The organism is Rahnella victoriana (assembly GCF_004330295.1).
Taxonomy (GTDB): domain Bacteria; phylum Pseudomonadota; class Gammaproteobacteria; order Enterobacterales; family Enterobacteriaceae; genus Rahnella; species Rahnella victoriana.
In genome coordinates this window covers 1-15,336 of the sequence record NZ_SJOJ01000020.1, presented here as the reverse complement: position 1 = coordinate 15,336, position 15,336 = coordinate 1, and the positions used below count along the sequence as shown (strand labels likewise).

General features: G+C 53.8%; 13 protein-coding genes. 7 read left to right on the top strand and 6 right to left on the bottom strand.

What is annotated here, in order from left to right:
- Nucleotides 1-35 precede the first annotated feature (35 nt).
- From EYY67_RS16865 to EYY67_RS16840, 6 genes are all read left to right on the top strand, one after another.
- The gene (locus EYY67_RS16865) at nt 36-452 is read left to right on the top strand and encodes a winged helix-turn-helix transcriptional regulator (RefSeq protein ID WP_095925336.1); all 417 of its coding nucleotides are present in this window, start codon (nt 36-38) and stop codon (nt 450-452) included.
- A gap of 117 nt (nt 453-569) precedes the next feature.
- Nucleotides 570-1,136: an antibiotic biosynthesis monooxygenase gene (locus tag EYY67_RS16860; RefSeq protein ID WP_095925337.1), complete on the top strand. Its 567-nt coding sequence runs from the start codon at nt 570-572 to the stop codon at nt 1,134-1,136.
- Between the two features lie 14 nt (nt 1,137-1,150).
- The gene (locus EYY67_RS16855; protein ID WP_131693921.1) at nt 1,151-3,022 is read left to right on the top strand and encodes an amidohydrolase; all 1,872 of its coding nucleotides are present in this window, start codon (nt 1,151-1,153) and stop codon (nt 3,020-3,022) included.
- Nucleotides 3,023-3,279: 257 nt separating this feature from the next.
- Nucleotides 3,280-4,977, top strand: coding sequence for an aspartate-alanine antiporter (gene aspT / locus EYY67_RS16850; RefSeq protein WP_095925339.1), 1,698 nt, complete (start codon nt 3,280-3,282; stop codon nt 4,975-4,977).
- Between the two features lie 37 nt (nt 4,978-5,014).
- A complete protein-coding gene (aspT, locus tag EYY67_RS16845) occupies nt 5,015-6,700 on the top strand; it encodes an aspartate-alanine antiporter (protein ID WP_095925340.1) in 1,686 nt (561 codons plus the stop codon).
- 84 nt (nt 6,701-6,784) lie between these two features.
- Nucleotides 6,785-8,449: a bifunctional aspartate transaminase/aspartate 4-decarboxylase gene (locus tag EYY67_RS16840; RefSeq protein ID WP_131693920.1), complete on the top strand. Its 1,665-nt coding sequence runs from the start codon at nt 6,785-6,787 to the stop codon at nt 8,447-8,449.
- Nucleotides 8,450-8,539: 90 nt separating this feature from the next.
- Here the strand turns inward: EYY67_RS16840 and chbG are convergent, their stop codons facing one another.
- The 6 genes from chbG to EYY67_RS16810 form a co-directional block, all read right to left on the bottom strand.
- Nucleotides 8,540-9,298 carry a chitin disaccharide deacetylase gene (chbG, locus tag EYY67_RS16835; protein ID WP_131693919.1) on the bottom strand — a complete coding sequence of 253 codons (759 nt, stop codon included), beginning with the start codon at nt 9,296-9,298 and terminating at the stop codon, nt 8,540-8,542.
- A gap of 45 nt (nt 9,299-9,343) precedes the next feature.
- Entirely contained in the window at nt 9,344-10,687 is a 1,344-nt protein-coding gene (locus tag EYY67_RS16830; RefSeq protein WP_095925343.1) for a 6-phospho-beta-glucosidase, read from the bottom strand.
- Between the two features lie 61 nt (nt 10,688-10,748).
- Nucleotides 10,749-11,588: a transcriptional regulator ChbR gene (chbR, locus tag EYY67_RS16825; RefSeq protein WP_095925344.1), complete on the bottom strand. Its 840-nt coding sequence runs from the start codon at nt 11,586-11,588 to the stop codon at nt 10,749-10,751.
- 11 nt (nt 11,589-11,599) lie between these two features.
- On the bottom strand, nt 11,600-11,947 hold the full coding sequence (gene chbA, locus EYY67_RS16820; protein ID WP_095925345.1) for a PTS N,N'-diacetylchitobiose transporter subunit IIA: 348 nt from the start codon (nt 11,945-11,947) through the stop codon (nt 11,600-11,602).
- Nucleotides 11,948-12,012: 65 nt separating this feature from the next.
- On the bottom strand, nt 12,013-13,371 hold the full coding sequence (gene chbC / locus EYY67_RS16815) for a PTS N,N'-diacetylchitobiose transporter subunit IIC (protein WP_095925346.1): 1,359 nt from the start codon (nt 13,369-13,371) through the stop codon (nt 12,013-12,015).
- A 122-nt stretch (nt 13,372-13,493) separates the two neighbouring features.
- A complete protein-coding gene (locus EYY67_RS16810) occupies nt 13,494-13,814 on the bottom strand; it encodes a PTS sugar transporter subunit IIB (protein WP_095925347.1) in 321 nt (106 codons plus the stop codon).
- 345 nt (nt 13,815-14,159) lie between these two features.
- On the opposite strand from EYY67_RS16810, the gene EYY67_RS16805 reads away from it, so the two are divergent.
- A complete protein-coding gene (locus tag EYY67_RS16805) occupies nt 14,160-15,194 on the top strand; it encodes a LacI family DNA-binding transcriptional regulator (RefSeq protein ID WP_131693918.1) in 1,035 nt (344 codons plus the stop codon).
- Nucleotides 15,195-15,336: the final 142 nt, after the last annotated feature.

Here is a 15,336-nt window from a genome sequence, read left to right as displayed (position 1 = left end):
ACTTACTTTTCGTAAGTACGCACCAAAAGGTTAGTATGAAAATAATTCCCGCTGAATCCTCCACCGGACGTTTACCCCTTTCCGAGCAAATCCGTCGCGGCGAAGTGCTGGATCCCAACTGCCCGTCGCGTGAGATCCTGCGCCATATCACCAGCCGCTGGGGTTTGCTGATCCTGATCGCCCTCAGTGACGATACCCTGCGTTTCAGTGAGTTACGCCGTAAGGTCGGCGGCGTCAGTGAAAAGATGCTGGCGCAGACGTTACAGTCACTGGAAGAAGACGGGTTTATTGACCGCCGTTCTTATCCGGTTGTGCCACCGCATGTGGAATACTGCCTGACGCCGCTGGGCATCGAAGTGAAAGATCAGGTCGCCGGGCTGGCAGACTGGCTGGAGTCGAATCTGCACCGCGTATTGAAGCAGCGCAGCCTGCGCGTCGTGGGCGGCGAGTGATTAACAAAAAATCTTAACAAGAACGCCAAAATTCTCACCTATCATTGATTCAACCCGCCGACTAACATCATTTCATTGATTCGATAAATCTTTCTCTTAAATCAGCTGAGGTGATGTATGTCCGCGTCCCAGACCCACAATCAACATGTCACGCTTGTGATTACGCATAAAATTGCGCCTGCGAGCGAGGCGGAGTACGAAGCCTGGCTGAATAAAATTATGCCGCAGGCCGGTACGTTTCCGGGACATCTGGGCGTCAACGTCATCCGCCCGAGCCGCAGCGGCGATCCCTATACCATTCTGGTGCGTTTCGACACGCTGGAAAATCTTAACGCCTGGCATAACTCGGACCTGCGCAAACAGCTGGTGGCGGAAGTCAGCCCGCTGCTGCTGCAAAACGACAACACCGAAGTGCGCCCCGGTGCCGAATTCTGGTTCACCCCGCCCAATGCCAGTGTCCGTCCGCCAGCCCGCTGGAAACAGTATCTGCTGACATTGGGCGTCATTTATCCCTCTACCCATATTGTGCCCTGGTTTTGGGGGCAGATTTTGCCACAGCTCAGAGGCACCGAAGGCGGTCATTTACTCAATGACGCCTCCGTGGTCGGGCTGGTGGTTTTCCTCTGGATGCCGGTCGTTACACGAGTTTTCCATTCATGGCTTACGCGCGTTTCAGCGCAATAACAGGAGCTTTTCCGATGACAAGTTTTGCTTCCCTGATCCTGCTTAATGGTAAATTTCATACCGTTGACAGAGAAAAACCACTGGCCAATGCCGTCGCCATCAAAGACGGCAAATTTCTGGCAGTCGGTACTGAAAATGAAGTGATGCAGTTTGCCGATGCGCAGACGCAGGTGGTGGATTTACAGGGTCATACGGCCATTCCCGGCCTGAACGACTCGCACCTGCATCTGATCCGTGGCGGTCTGAATTACAATCTGGAACTGCGCTGGGAAGGCGTCCCTTCGCTGGCCGATGCCTTACGGATGCTGAAAGAACAGGCGCTGCGCACGCCAAGCCCGCAGTGGGTGCGCGTGGTGGGGGGCTGGACAGAGTTTCAGTTTGCCGAACGCCGTATGCCGACGCTGGATGAAATTAATCAGGCCGCGCCGGACACGCCGGTATTTATCCTGCACTTATACGATCGTGCCCTGCTCAACCGCGCGGCGCTGAAAGTGGTCGGTTACACCAAAGACACGCCGAATCCGCCGGGCGGTGAAATTCAGCGCGACAGCAACGGCAATCCGACCGGCATGCTGATCGCCAAACCTAACGCGATGATTCTCTACTCCACGCTGGCGAAAGGCCCGAAACTGCCGCTGGAACAGCAGGTGAACTCCACCCGCCAGTTTATGCGCGAACTGAACCGTCTCGGCCTGACCAGCGCCATCGACGCGGGCGGCGGCTTCCAGAACTATCCTGAGGATTATCAGATCATCGATGAACTTCATCAGAAAAATCAGCTGACCGTGCGTATCGCCTACAACCTGTTTACCCAGCGTCCGCAGCATGAACTGGAAGATTTCGAACTGTGGACCGACATGCTGAAACCCGGTCAGGGCACCGATTTTTATCGTCACAACGGCGCAGGCGAAATGCTGGTGTTTTCTGCCGCTGACTTTGAAGACTTCCTGCAACCGCGTCCGGATTTACCGCCGGGAACGGAAGTCGAACTCGAGCGCGTGGTGCGACATCTGGTGGAACACCGCTGGCCGTTCCGCCTGCATGCCACCTATGACGAGTCGATCAGCCGCATGCTGGATGTCTTTGAGAAAGTGAATCAGGATATTCCGTTCAACGGGTTGCACTGGTTCTTTGACCATGCGGAAACCATCACCGAACGCAATATCGAGCGCGTGAAAGCGCTGGGCGGCGGTATCGCGGTGCAGCATCGCATGGCGTTTCAGGGGGAATATTTCGCTGACCGCTACGGCATCGAAGCCACCAAACATACGCCGCCGGTGGCGAAAATGTTGTCCGCCGGTGTGCCGGTTGGTCTGGGTACGGATGCCACCCGCGTCGCCAGTTACAACCCGTGGACCGCGCTGTACTGGCTGGTTTCCGGCCGTACGGTCGGCGGTATGGCAATGTACGATGATGACGCCCGTATCGACCGCGAAACGGCGCTGATGTTGTGGACGCAGGGCAGCTCCTGGTTCTCCAGCGAGCAGGGCAAAAAGGGGCAAATCAAAGCCGGTCAGCTGGCGGATCTGGCGGTGCTGTCCGAAGATTTCTTCAGCGTGCAGGAAGAACGGATCAAGGGTATCGAATCGGTAATGACCGTGGTGGATGGCAAAGTGGTCTACGCCGCAGGCAGTTTCTCGCCGCTGGCACCGCCTGCTATTCCGGTGCTGCCGGACTGGTCGCCGGTCACCACCGTGCCGGGGCATTACCGCTCCGCGCCGCCACAGGGTGCCGCCCGCGTCGGGTTAGTGCGTCAGGGACATCAGTGCGTCGGCCCGTGTGGCGTGCACAAACACAGCCATGATATTGCCCGCGGCTCCGATGTCCCGGTGTCCGATGACAATGCCTTCTGGGGCGCATTAGGGTGTTCGTGTTTCTCGTTCTGATCCTGAGTGACTGACTAAAAATTAGCGCCCGATATGACGTCGGGCGTTTTAAAAATTACTGCAAATTCCCTCAAAGTCCCTCTCATTAGTTAACCCTATTTCATCCTTCTGATTTGATTTAACGACTTTCTTTCTATTACTCAGACCTCTGCTATATTTCGTTAAGGCAACGAAAATACATTTCATTAACAATTTTTTCACCGGAAGGTTCAACCGCCTTCTTCAGTCTGGATCAACTCATCACCCAGGGATTTTCAATGTCTGGCAACCTGATCAGTTTCATCACACAGACGTTACAAACCGTGCCCGGCCTGGCGATTTTTCTGGCATTAACATTGGGTTATGCCATTGGTCAAATTCGTCTGGGGCCGATCCAGCTCGGCGGCGTGTGCGGAACATTGATTGCCGCATTAGTCATTGGTCAGCTCAATATCCCCGTCGATACTGACATCAAAAACGTATTTTTCATGCTGTTCATCTTTGCGCTGGGTTACAGCGGCGGTCCGCAATTCTTTGCCAACCTGAATGCCAAAAATATCCAGTTAGGCCTGTTTTGTCTGATTGAGGTGGTGGTGGTGCTCGGTCTGGTTTTAACCGCCACCGTCGTTATGCATCTGGACCCGGGCACGGCAGCGGGCATGATGGCCGGCGCAGCGACGGAATCTGCGGTCGTCGGTACCGCAACCGATGCGATTTCGCGCCTTGACCTTCCTGCCAGCGAGATTATTCGTCTGCAAGGCAACGTGGTCACCGCCTACTCCATCACCTATATCTGCGGTCTGATCACCATTGTTATCGTTACCAGCCAGATTTTCCCGCTGCTTTTACGCACCAATCTGCGCGTGGACGCTGAAAAATTGTGGGTAGAAATGGGCGGACAGGTCGATACAGAAGGCATCTCCGCCGTACCTACCGTGGTGGGGCGCGTCTACCGGCTTGATGCAGGAGCGGGTCACACTGTCGCAGAACTCCAGCAACGGCTGGGGCAGGAAAGCAGCATCGTGCGCGTTCAGCGTCATGGCCGCACGCTGACGCTCTCTCCTTCCCTACGGCTCCGCAGAGGCGATCAGGTTCTGCTGGTGGGATATCGCGGAACGGTCATTGAAATGGCGGCCATTTTAGGCACCGAAGTCGCCGATACCAACATCGCCGCCGCACTCGACACTTACCATGTCATCGTGCTCGAACCCGCGATGTCCAACCGTGAACTGCGCGAACTGGAATTGCCCACCGGGGTACATGTGGCTGCCGTTCTGCGCGGAGACGCCATGTTACCGGCGCTCCCCGCCACCCGGCTGCAAGTTCATGACGTGCTGCAAATTTATGATGCCAACCCTGGCCGTGCCCCGATTGCGGCGCCGGCTCTGAGCAAAATCGGCAAAATGATGCCCGATAAGCTGGCCAGTAATCTGGCCATCGTCGGTCTGGTGATTGCACTCGGCACCTGGCTGGGCAGCTTCAAGCTGAACATTGGCGGCATTGATTTCTCCGCAGGGACCGGCGGCGGTGTGCTGATCGTCGGACTGGTGATGGGCTGGTATCACGCCCGCCGCGCTGATTTGCATTCGGTCAATGCCGATGCCCTGACGTTGCTCAAAGACCTCGGGCTGGCCGGATTTATCGCCGGTGTCGGGCTGTCATCCGGCCCGCAGGCGCTCTCCCTCATCATGCAATATGGCATCACGCTGCCCCTGCTCGGCGTGGCTATCGCGATTATTCCGGCGTCTGTCTCGCTGGTCGTCGGTCATTTTTGGCTTAAGCTCCGCGCGCCGGTGTTACTGGGTGCGATTGCCGGACAACAGTGCAGCACGCCCGCACTGAGCGCCATACAGAATGCGTGTGGAAATTCTACACCGTTGCTGGGTTACACCATTACTTACGCGATTTCCAACGTTGTTCTGCCCCTGATGGGGCCGTTAATTGTCGGGCTGGCCAGTTCACTTCAGCCTCTTTAGTCGTTCATTTTTTCATCCCTGTAACTGAGGTACGCACATGAACTGGTTACACGAATTGTTCCAAAAATCCCCCGAGATAGCGTTGTTCTTCTCAATCGCGGCGGGCTATTACATTGGCAAAATCAAGTTTGGTAAGTTTCAGCTGGGTGGCGTCGCGGGCTCGCTGCTGGTGGCGGTATTAGTCAGTCAGGTCGGCGTCGAAATCGATAACGGGGTGAAATCAGTGATGTTCGCCCTGTTTATCTACGCCGTAGGTTATGAGAGCGGACCGGATTTCTTCCGTTCTTTAGGCAAACAATCCATCAAAGAGATCATTCTGGCGGCAGTGCTGGCCATCACCGGTTTGCTCACCGTGGTGGTGCTAGCGAAATGGTTTGATCTGGACAAAGGTCTGGCCGCAGGCGTTGCCGCTGGTGCGCTGACACAATCCGCCATCATCGGTACTGCGGGTGATGCCATTGCCAAACTCGGGCTGGCACCTGCTGAGGTCACCCGTTTGCAAGGCAACGTCGCCATTGGTTATGCCGTGACTTATGTATTCGGGTCGTTCGGCGCGATCCTGGTGTGTGTGAACCTGCTGCCGAAATTCATGGGCCGCACGATCAAAGAAGATGCGCTGAAGGCAGAAAATGCCCTGCAAACCGGGGTTCGCGTTTATGGAGTGGGTCAGGAAGCGGCGGCACCTGATCTGGTGGGTCGTATTTTTAAACTGCCGTCCACTACCGCAGACACCATACAAACCCTTGAACAATCTACCGATATCCCGGTCACTATTGAGCGTGTGAAACGTGGCAAGCAAATCATGGAACCCACGCCGGATATGCCGTTGCAGGCCGACGATATCGTGCTGGTGGTGGGACGTCGCTCTGCCATCGTCGCGATTTCCGGGCATCTGGGCAAAGAGTTGCAGGACGAAGAAGGCATGGAACTCACCATGCAGAAACGGGAAGTGGTCATCACCAATAAGGCGCTCGACAAACGCACCTTTGGTGATATCCGTGAGGCTATGGCGAAAGATGTGCGTCACGGTGTTTACGTGTCGCAGATTTCCCGTCAGGGCAAAGCGCTGCCACTGGAAGCGGAAACCCTGATCATGCTGGGAGACGTGGTCACGGTGTTTGGTGCTGAAAATGATGTAAAACGCGTCGTGGATAAAGCCGGTCACGCCATTGTCCCGAGCGCAAAAACAGACTTTGTGTATATGGGCGCGGGTCTGGTCGTCGGCTTACTGGTCGGCATGCTTACCGCAAAAATCGGCTCCATTCCGCTGACTCTGGGCAGCGGCGGCGGTGCGTTGTTATCCGGCCTGCTGTTTGGCTGGTTCCGTTCCCGTCGTCAGTCCTTCGGCTACATGCCATCCGGCGCAGTGCAGATCCTGAAAGACTTAGGTCTGGCGGCGTTTGTGGTGGTCGTCGGTATTTCCTCCGGGCTGCAGGCGGTGCAAACCGTCGAAAGTCAGGGGCTGAAAATCCTGATCATCGGCGTCGTCGTCACCATCCTGCCGTTAGTGCTGACCATGCTGTTTGGTCGCTATGTGCTGCGCTACAACAACACCGCGATTTTTGCCGGTGCGCTCAGCGGGACACGCAGCGCCAACCCGGCATTTGGTGAAGTGCTGGATAAAGCCGAGAACACCATTCCCACCGTTCCGTTTGCCATCACCTATGCACTGGCCAACGTATTTTTAACCTTGCTGGGGCCGCTGGTCGTGGCATTTGTATAGCGAAGTACTGTCCTGTGAATCGCCGGTCCCGGGCAAACCGGGCGGGCAAATTGCATTCTTAATGATACAGCAAGGAGTAGTGACATGAATTTTGACGACCCCGAAAAGCTTGCGCTGTTAAGCCCGTTTGAACTGAAAGATGCACTGATGCATCAGGCTGCCCAAAGTAATCAGTTGATGTTGAATGCTGGCCGCGGTAATCCCAATTTCCTTGCAACCACCCCACGCCACGGCTTTTTTCAGTTTGGCTTATTCGCGATGACCGAAGCCGAACGCTCGTACATGTATATGGATCATGTCGGCGGCTTCCCGAAACGCGAAGGCATTGAGGCAAGATTCGAATTATTTGCCAAACAGCACGAAACGGTCCCCGGCGTGCGCTTTATCGAAGCCGCCGTTTCCTACGTACGCGACCAGATGGGGCTTGATGCGGGCGATTTCATCTACGAGATGTGTGAAGCCATTTTAGGCTGTAACTATCCGGTACCGGACCGCATGCTGAAGATGACCGAAGTCATTGTCGGTAAGTACATCCACAATGAAATGGTCGGTAACTATCCGTTCGTCGGCAAGTTCGATATGTATGCGCTGGAAGGCGGCACAGCGGCCATGACCTATCTGTTCGCCAGCCTGAAAGCCAACCACGTCATCAATGAAGGCGACACCATTGCCCTCGGGATGCCGATCTTCACGCCGTATATCGAAATCCCTGAGCTCAGCGATTACAACCTGAAGACCATTCACATCGATGCGCCGCAATCCAATAAATGGCAGTACACCAAGGCCGAACTGGACAAGCTGCTGGATCCGAAGGTGAAAGCGTTCTTCCTGGTGAACCCGAGCAACCCGCCGTCGGTGAAAATTGATGACGAGAGCCTGCGTTATATTGCAGAAATCGTGAAAAAACGCCCGGATCTGATCATCCTTACCGATGACGTTTACGCCACGTTTGCCGACAACTTCGTGTCACTGTTTGCCATCTGTCCGTACAACACCATTCTGGTGTATTCGTTCTCCAAATACTTTGGTGCAACGGGCTGGCGTATGGGCGTGGTGGCGACGCATGAAGACAATATTATTGATGAAATTATCTCTACGTTGCCTGCAGCCAAGAAAAAACAGCTGGACCATCGTTACGCATCGATTACGACCGAACCGCGCAAACTGAAGTTTATTGACCGTCTGGTCGCCGACAGCCGTACCGTGGCGCTGAACCATACCGCCGGGCTTTCCACGCCGGTGCAGGCGCAGATGACGCTGTTCTCCCTCTTCTGCCTGATGGATGAACCGGGTGCCTACAAAGCTGAAATGAAGCGCATCGTGCTGCGCCGCAAAGAGGCGTTGTACCGCGAACTCGGATTGCCGATGCCCGTGGATAACAACTCGGTACGCTACTACCATCTGCTGGACATGGAAGAACTGTCGGCCCAGATGTACGGTGCCGACTTCGTGAAGTGGATGCTGCCAAGAATAAAACCGAATCAGGTGCTGTTCCGTCTGGCGCAGGAAACCGGCGTTATTCTGCTGCCGGGCAAAGGGTTTGGTACACCGCATCCGTCATGGCGCGTGTCGCTGGCTAACCTCAATGAATATGACTATGCCAACATCGGTAGCGCGATCCGCAGGTTGTCCCGTGAGTATTACGATAAATTCATCGAGGCCACCAGTGCCAAAGAGCCAGCCCCTGCGGCCAAAGCCGTGAAGGTTGTGGCGGCGGCGAAGCCTAAAGCGAAAAAGAAACCGTCGTAAATTCTCCCCCTGTTTACGCGAGTTAACGCAAAACAGCGCCATTCCGGCGCTGTTTTTATTGGCAGCATAGACCGTCACACGTTAGGGCACTTATAAATCCTGAAACGATCCCAGCCGGAAACCCCGTTCAGCTATCGCCGTTTTGAGCGAAGCCGAGGTCAGGACATCCAGTTCCGCCAGTCGCGGATAGCAGTATTTGCTCGCCAGCAGGGTGTTATCGATAAACGCCGGATGGGTCATGATTTCAAGCGTCCGGTCACCGCGCTGTGTGGCGTGGTCGAGGGTGTGCAGAAACAGTTGCTCTGAAATCGCCTCGCCATAAAACGTGCTGTCAAAACCCTCGGTACTTTTCGCGCCGCACAGCGTGATTTCGCCCCTGCGAATTTCATCGCGATCGATACGCACCGGGATGCCTTTCTGTTTCGCGAACGCCTCGACGATGGGGAAAATCTGCGGGAACATATGCACGTGATGATGGCTGTCGAGATGCGTCGGCGGGCGGCCAAACACCGCCACGAAACGGTCAAACTGGCATTGCAGCTCCCGGGCGATTTCATCCAGCAGCAGCGTGCCCTGCTCCGCCATTTCCCAGATCCATTTGCCCAGTTCACCGTCCCGGACCAGTCCCGGCATCGGCGACAGCGGGCGACCGAGCGTCAGAACAAAATGCATGCCCACCGCCAGTTCAGGCGCCGCCGCGCTGAGCAGCGCCGCGTGCTCCACGGCGGCCATGTTGACCATCGCGGTGGTGGAAGTCACGACACCGTGGTTAAACGCCTCGATAATCCCGTAGTTCTGCGCCTTGCACAGCCCGAAATCATCGGCGTTCACGATCAGTAATTTATCCATAAGCCTCCCTGTGAAAACCTTCCCGTCACCGGGAAGGCCATCAGGTTATTTCAGTGTGGCGATGGTTTCTGCAAAATTCGGCAGCAACTTTTCATGCGCCAGCAGCATTTCACGCGCCAGAATTTCAGCATCTTTATCGGAATGGATCAGCGGGCTGAGATTCATGGCCAGCAGCACGTCATTCAGCTTGCCGCTCAGTGCCGCCTCGCTGGCGGCGACTTCGAAGCCTTTGATGGTGTAAATCAGGCCCAGCACTTTTTCGTCAAAATGCGTGATGCGCGGATGCGGTTTCGCGCCGTCGCGCCCGATGGTACAGGTCATTTCCACCGCCCAGTCCGCCGGAATGTTATCAATATGGCCGTTGTGCGGGAAGTTGACGTACTGCTCGGTTTGTTTGTCGTTATAAATCGCGCTGATCACTTCGCAGGCCGCGTCGGAATAATACGCCCCGCCGCGCAGTTCCAGCTCTTTCGGTTTGACGTTCAGATCAGGGTTTTTATACAGATCGAACAGCTGTTTTTCGACTTTCTGTACCACGGTGGCACGCGCGCCGCCTTTATAGAACTCACCCATTTCAATCGCCAGCATCTCTTTCTGCTTAAAGTAGTACAGCAGATAGGAGCACGGCAGCAGATTCAGGGAGCGGATCAGGCCTTCGCTGAACGGCAGATCAAAGATATTTTTCACCGAACCGGCGGTCAGGGTGCCGGACGCAACGCCGTCGAGCAGCTCAGCAAAGCGAGATTCACCGTTGACCAGCACATCTTTGATGAAGACCATGTGGTTCAGACCAAACAGGTCGATGGACAAGTCGTCCTGCGGCGTCAGTTTCAGCACATCCTGAATAAACATTTTCATGCCGACAGGAATATTGCACACGCCGATGAATTTCTTGAATTTGGTGTGGCGGAACACCGCTTCCGTCACCATTCCGGCCGGGTTGGTGAAGTTAATCACCCAGGCGTCCGGGCAGATTTCTTCGACGTCTTTGATGATGTCAAAAATCACCGGGATCGTCCGCAGCCCCTTGAACAGGCCGCCTGCACCGTTGGTTTCCTGCCCGAGATAACCGTGGCTGAGCGGAATACGTTCGTCCAGTTCACGCGCTTTCAGCTGACCGACACGCAACTGGGTGGTGACAAAATCGGCACCGGCCAGTGCTTCACGGCGATCCAGCGTTTTATGCATCACAATCGGCACGCCTGCACGTTCCACCATGCGCTGGCAAAGATTGAAAATGATGTCCTGTTTCTCTTTCCCGGCTTCAACATCCACCAGCCATAATTCCGTGATGGGTAATTCGTTATAACGCTTAATAAAGCCTTCAAGTAATTCCGGGGTGTAGCTGCTTCCGCCACCAATAGTAACGACTTTCAGTTTCTGAGACATAGGAACTCCCGTGCAATAATAATGCACTGTAAATTAAAAACAGATAATTGAATAAATCGGGTTAATTAATGCTGCACAACTTCTTCCGGTAATGATTCGGGGTAAAAGAAGTCAGCTTCTTAAAGTTTTTAATAAACATACTCGGGCTGCTGTATCCGGAATCAAACGCAATATCCGTGACCGAGTAATTGGTGATCTCCAGCTGTTTGCGGGCAAAATCAATGCGAATTTCATTGATGATTTGCATCGGTGTTTTGCCGTAATGACGTTGCGTGGCGCGGGTCAGATATTCCTGCGATTTACCGGAAAGCGCCACCATATTCGACAAGGCTTTATCACCAAACTGCGCCTTATCGTGCATCTTCTCCACGGTGGTTTTAAGCCAGCCCGGAATATCAGTGGTCACTTCAGTTTCGCGGTGATGACGCAGACGGTTCACAATATAAAACGTCACCACTTCCAGAAACTCGTTAAATTCCCCGTTGCGGAAATTAAGCGAGGCAATCACCGACTCGATATAAGTCAGAAATTCCGTTTTGACCTGATAAACCTGCGACGCCACAAACCGTGAAGGCAATAACGATAAATAATGCTGTTCGAAAAACGCTTTGCTGATCCCGACATTTAATATGCGCGTCGGACCAAACTCATAAAAACTTTGATGGTTTGACCCTAACGGAATAAACACAAAATCGCCGCGTTCAAGCAATACCCGTTTACCGTTCACGCTCTGGTAATACCGGCCCGTCAGTACGACAGTAAATTCGTAGTAATCATGTTCATGCAGTCCCGAAATGCTCTCTACCTTGTTGTAGATAAACATATGGAAATTCTGACCGTCGAAGAGTTGATTTTCGCGCGCTGTCTTAATTTCCATACTCAGTACCGGTGGCTGCATCATGGCTTCCTACGTTATTTTATTTTTTCATGAAGCTCAATGAGTTCCGCTATCAGTTCACGGGCCAGCATCGACGTCATTAGATGATCCTGCGCGTGCACCAGCACCAGACTGACTTTGGTTTTCCCTTCGCCTGCGTCGCCTTCGATCAGCTGAGTCTGGATCAGATGCGCCTCATTCAGCGCCATTTTGGACTGCGCCATCACCGCGCGCGCCTGCTCAAAATCGCCCTCTTTGGCTTTTTTCAGCGCGACATACGCCAGGCTGCGGGCTTCGCCGGAGTTAATGATTAACCCCATCACCACTTCTTCCAGCCCCTGCAGTTCTTCTTCCGTCGCAACAATGTTCTCTAAATCAAACATCTTTATCTCTCCATGATGAGCCGCTCAGCGTGGGAAGGTTCGCCCTTCCCACAGCGGATTTCAGATTAGAATTTCAGTGCAGCCGCAATATCTTCTTCGCTTTCTTCTTCCTCAATAATCGCCTGCGCCTTGTTAGACAAGATGACGAATGGCATATAGACCAGCGTGGCGATGCCGAGGTTGAACAACGCGACCAGCAGTGCCGCAATACTGCCGTTACTGTTAAAGAACGCACCGAGGCCGGTCGGCATGGTCCAGGGTGCCAGGTTGGTGACCGGCGGGATGATGCCCATGCTGTAAGCCGCCAGGGTGATCGCCGCCAGAATCGGCTGAACCAGCACAAACGGGATAAACATCACCGGGTTCATGATAATCGGCAGACCAAACAGGATCGGTTCGTTAATCTGGAAGATGCCAGACGGCAGTGCCAGCTTCGCCACCTGACGGTGATCGGCACGGCGTGAGGCGATAAAGATGGCGATGATAAGCCCGAGGGTCGCACCGGAACCGCCCAGCAGGATATAGGAATCCAGCATCGGTTTGGCCCAGAAGTGGAAGGTTTTCCCCGCATCAATCGCTGCACTGACTGAACCGTATTCGGTATACAGCGCGATATTTTCCAGCGCCCACGGCGTCATGATGCCGTTATCGAGCGCCGTCAGCGCCAGAGAACCGTGCACACCGAAGAACCACAGCAGGGAGTTGAAAATCACATACGCCCAGCCGACGACGCTGCCCATGGCCGCCAGAGGTTTGGAAATAGAATCCATAATAATCTGGTGGAAGTTGTGGCCATATAATCCGAGTAACCAGGAAATAACCCCGAAGATAAACAGAATAATAAAGCCGGGAATTAATGCCGAGAAGGAACGGGAAACAGAAGAAGGCACGCTGGCGGGCAAGGTAATTACCCAGTTCCGGCGGATAACAAAGGTGAACATCTCCGCGACCACCAGACCGATGACCATACCGGAAATAATATTCGCTCCGCCCAGCCAGTTTGCGCCAACCGCATAAGCTTCACCGACGCTGTATGGTGTCACGGTCATAAAGGCCGCCACGGCTAATAAACCGGCGGAAAGCGAATCGACTTTACGTTCTTCCGCTAATGCCATGCCGATAAAGAACGGTGCCATCAGCGACATAATCCCCAGCGTACCGTTATAAACATTGATGCCGATGGTTTTTAAACCCGCGAGGGTTTCGATGGTAGACGGATCTAAACGCACGCCTAAGGAATAAAAGAAAGAACCGGCACCAAAGTTCAGGAATACGTTATTAATTAAAACGAACATGGCGCCCGCAAGGGTCAGCGGCATTAATTTAATAAAGCCATTTTTGATGGCATTAATATGAGGCTGTTTGCCTATTCTGACAGCAAAAGGAAGAAGTATCTTTTCAAGTGAATCAATAGCTTTGCTCATGGGCATTTTCCTTTAATGCCGCCTTCCGGCGGCCAGGGATGAAATTCGCTCTTTGACTGGATTTCTCTTTGACATAAAAATACAAAAAATGGGTAATGCAAAAGTTGACGCTAAACGTTAATTCACTGCGCTGCTGCTTTTTTGATCGCCGCGACTGCCGCTTTCAATACACCAAGTCCATCAATTTTGCCGTACAGGCCAGAATCAATCACTTCTACCGGTTTGCCCGGTAACACTTTTTTAATTTCATCCAGCATGTAGGCAATTTGCGGCCCCAGCAGGATCACATCGGCAGCCGCGCCTTTTTCAGCGGCCAGTGTTTCAGGAAATGCTTCAATAATGACCGGCACTTCATATTTCTCAGCCTGCACTTTCATTTTAGAAACCAGCAGGGAGGTGGACATTCCGGCGGAACAAAACAAATAGATGACTTTCTTTTCCATGTTGAAACCCTCATATCCCGATAAATTGCAGCTCAGGCAACGGTTGTTCCTTCACCTGTGAGAATGTGCTCAGAGCAAATACATGAAGATGACCCATTGTCTCTGCCTGAGAGGAGTATACGGCAACACTTTTGGACAGGATAATTTCGAACTTATAGAAATCGTCTCTCCTTGACCATTGGCTATGACTCCCTTCACGTTTTGGGCAAATAATTCGCGCGAATAAATAAGTGGCGAAGGTGAGCCCCGCAACAAGAAGTTAACATTTACACTTACCCAGACAGGGGACAATATGAGAAACTAACAATGTTTGCGCAAACATTCCCCTTATGACGCCAGAATGCCGTGGTTAACGTTTTGAATACTAAAATAAAAAATCATAAAGGCCGTTCCCGTACGGCCACGCTCGAAGATGTCGCACAGGCCGCCGGTCTCTCCCCGATGACCGTCAGCCGTGCGCTGAACAATCCCAAAGTCGTGCGTCCGGCCACCATTGCCCGCGTGATGGAAGCGGTCAGCAGCACCGGTTATATCCCGAATATGCTGGCAGGCGGACTGGCAACCAGCCGCACCAAACTCATCGCCGTGGTGGTCCCGCAGATCAACAACAACATGTTTGTCGATACCGTGCAGGCCATCAGCGACCAGCTCGCCGCCCGCGGCTATCACATGCTGTTATGCATTGTCGGCTATGAGCCGGAAGATGAAACCGACATCGTCTCCACCCTGCTTTCCCGCCGCCCCGATGGCATTGTGCTGACCGGGATTCATCACACCTCGGAACTGAAACGCATCATCCTCAACGCCAATATTCCGGTGGTGGAGATCTGGGATTTAACGCCCACGCCGATTGATATGCTGATTGGTTTCTCACACGAAAAAGTCGGCAATGCCATCGGTGACTATTTTCGCGATAAAGGCTTTACGCGTTTTGGTTTCATCTGTGCATCGGACCGCCGCGCCATGGTGCGGAAAAACGGCGCCATCAGCGTATTGCGGACGATCTCCGGACACGACATTAAAGAAGTGATCGTCTCCCGTCCGGCGAACATGGAAGTCGGACGCCACGCCCTCAGGCAACTGCTTGCCACCGGCGCACCTTTCGACGCCATCATTTGCAGTTCCGACACGCTGGCACAGGGCGCGATCATGGAGGCAGAGGCACAGGGTTTGCGCGTACCGGAGGATTTCTCGGTGATCGGTTTCGCGGACCTGAACTTTGCCGCCCATAACCGCCCGGCGATAACCACCGTCAGCGTCGAAAAATGGGATTTAGGCATCCGTGCAGCGGATATGCTGGCGGATAAAATTGAAGGCATCGCGGTTGAAGAACCGATTGTCGATATGGGTTACCGGCTGGTGATTCGGGAGTCAGCTTAGGGTTTTCAGCTCCTCCCCCTGCGAAGCGGGTGGCAGGGAGGGGGTTTAGCAGACCACTCCAATACCCCAACCCGCGCACACTTCAGCACTCACTTTTACCTTAATACCCCACCCCAGCCCTCCCCTTCGCAGGGGAGGGAGC

What these genes read in the sequence shown, in the direction of transcription:
- EYY67_RS16865 (WP_095925336.1), top strand. Translation starts at nt 36, where the DNA reads ATGAAAATAATTCCCGCTGAATCCTCCACCGGACGTTTACCCCTTTCC.
- EYY67_RS16860 (WP_095925337.1), top strand. Translation starts at nt 570, where the DNA reads ATGTCCGCGTCCCAGACCCACAATCAACATGTCACGCTTGTGATTACG.
- EYY67_RS16855 (WP_131693921.1), top strand. Translation starts at nt 1,151, where the DNA reads ATGACAAGTTTTGCTTCCCTGATCCTGCTTAATGGTAAATTTCATACC.
- aspT (WP_095925339.1), top strand. Translation starts at nt 3,280, where the DNA reads ATGTCTGGCAACCTGATCAGTTTCATCACACAGACGTTACAAACCGTG.
- aspT (WP_095925340.1), top strand. Translation starts at nt 5,015, where the DNA reads ATGAACTGGTTACACGAATTGTTCCAAAAATCCCCCGAGATAGCGTTG.
- EYY67_RS16840 (WP_131693920.1), top strand. Translation starts at nt 6,785, where the DNA reads ATGAATTTTGACGACCCCGAAAAGCTTGCGCTGTTAAGCCCGTTTGAA.
- chbG (WP_131693919.1), bottom strand. Translation starts at nt 9,298, where the DNA reads ATGGATAAATTACTGATCGTGAACGCCGATGATTTCGGGCTGTGCAAG.
- EYY67_RS16830 (WP_095925343.1), bottom strand. Translation starts at nt 10,687, where the DNA reads ATGTCTCAGAAACTGAAAGTCGTTACTATTGGTGGCGGAAGCAGCTAC.
- chbR (WP_095925344.1), bottom strand. Translation starts at nt 11,588, where the DNA reads ATGATGCAGCCACCGGTACTGAGTATGGAAATTAAGACAGCGCGCGAA.
- chbA (WP_095925345.1), bottom strand. Translation starts at nt 11,947, where the DNA reads ATGTTTGATTTAGAGAACATTGTTGCGACGGAAGAAGAACTGCAGGGG.
- chbC (WP_095925346.1), bottom strand. Translation starts at nt 13,371, where the DNA reads ATGAGCAAAGCTATTGATTCACTTGAAAAGATACTTCTTCCTTTTGCT.
- EYY67_RS16810 (WP_095925347.1), bottom strand. Translation starts at nt 13,814, where the DNA reads ATGGAAAAGAAAGTCATCTATTTGTTTTGTTCCGCCGGAATGTCCACC.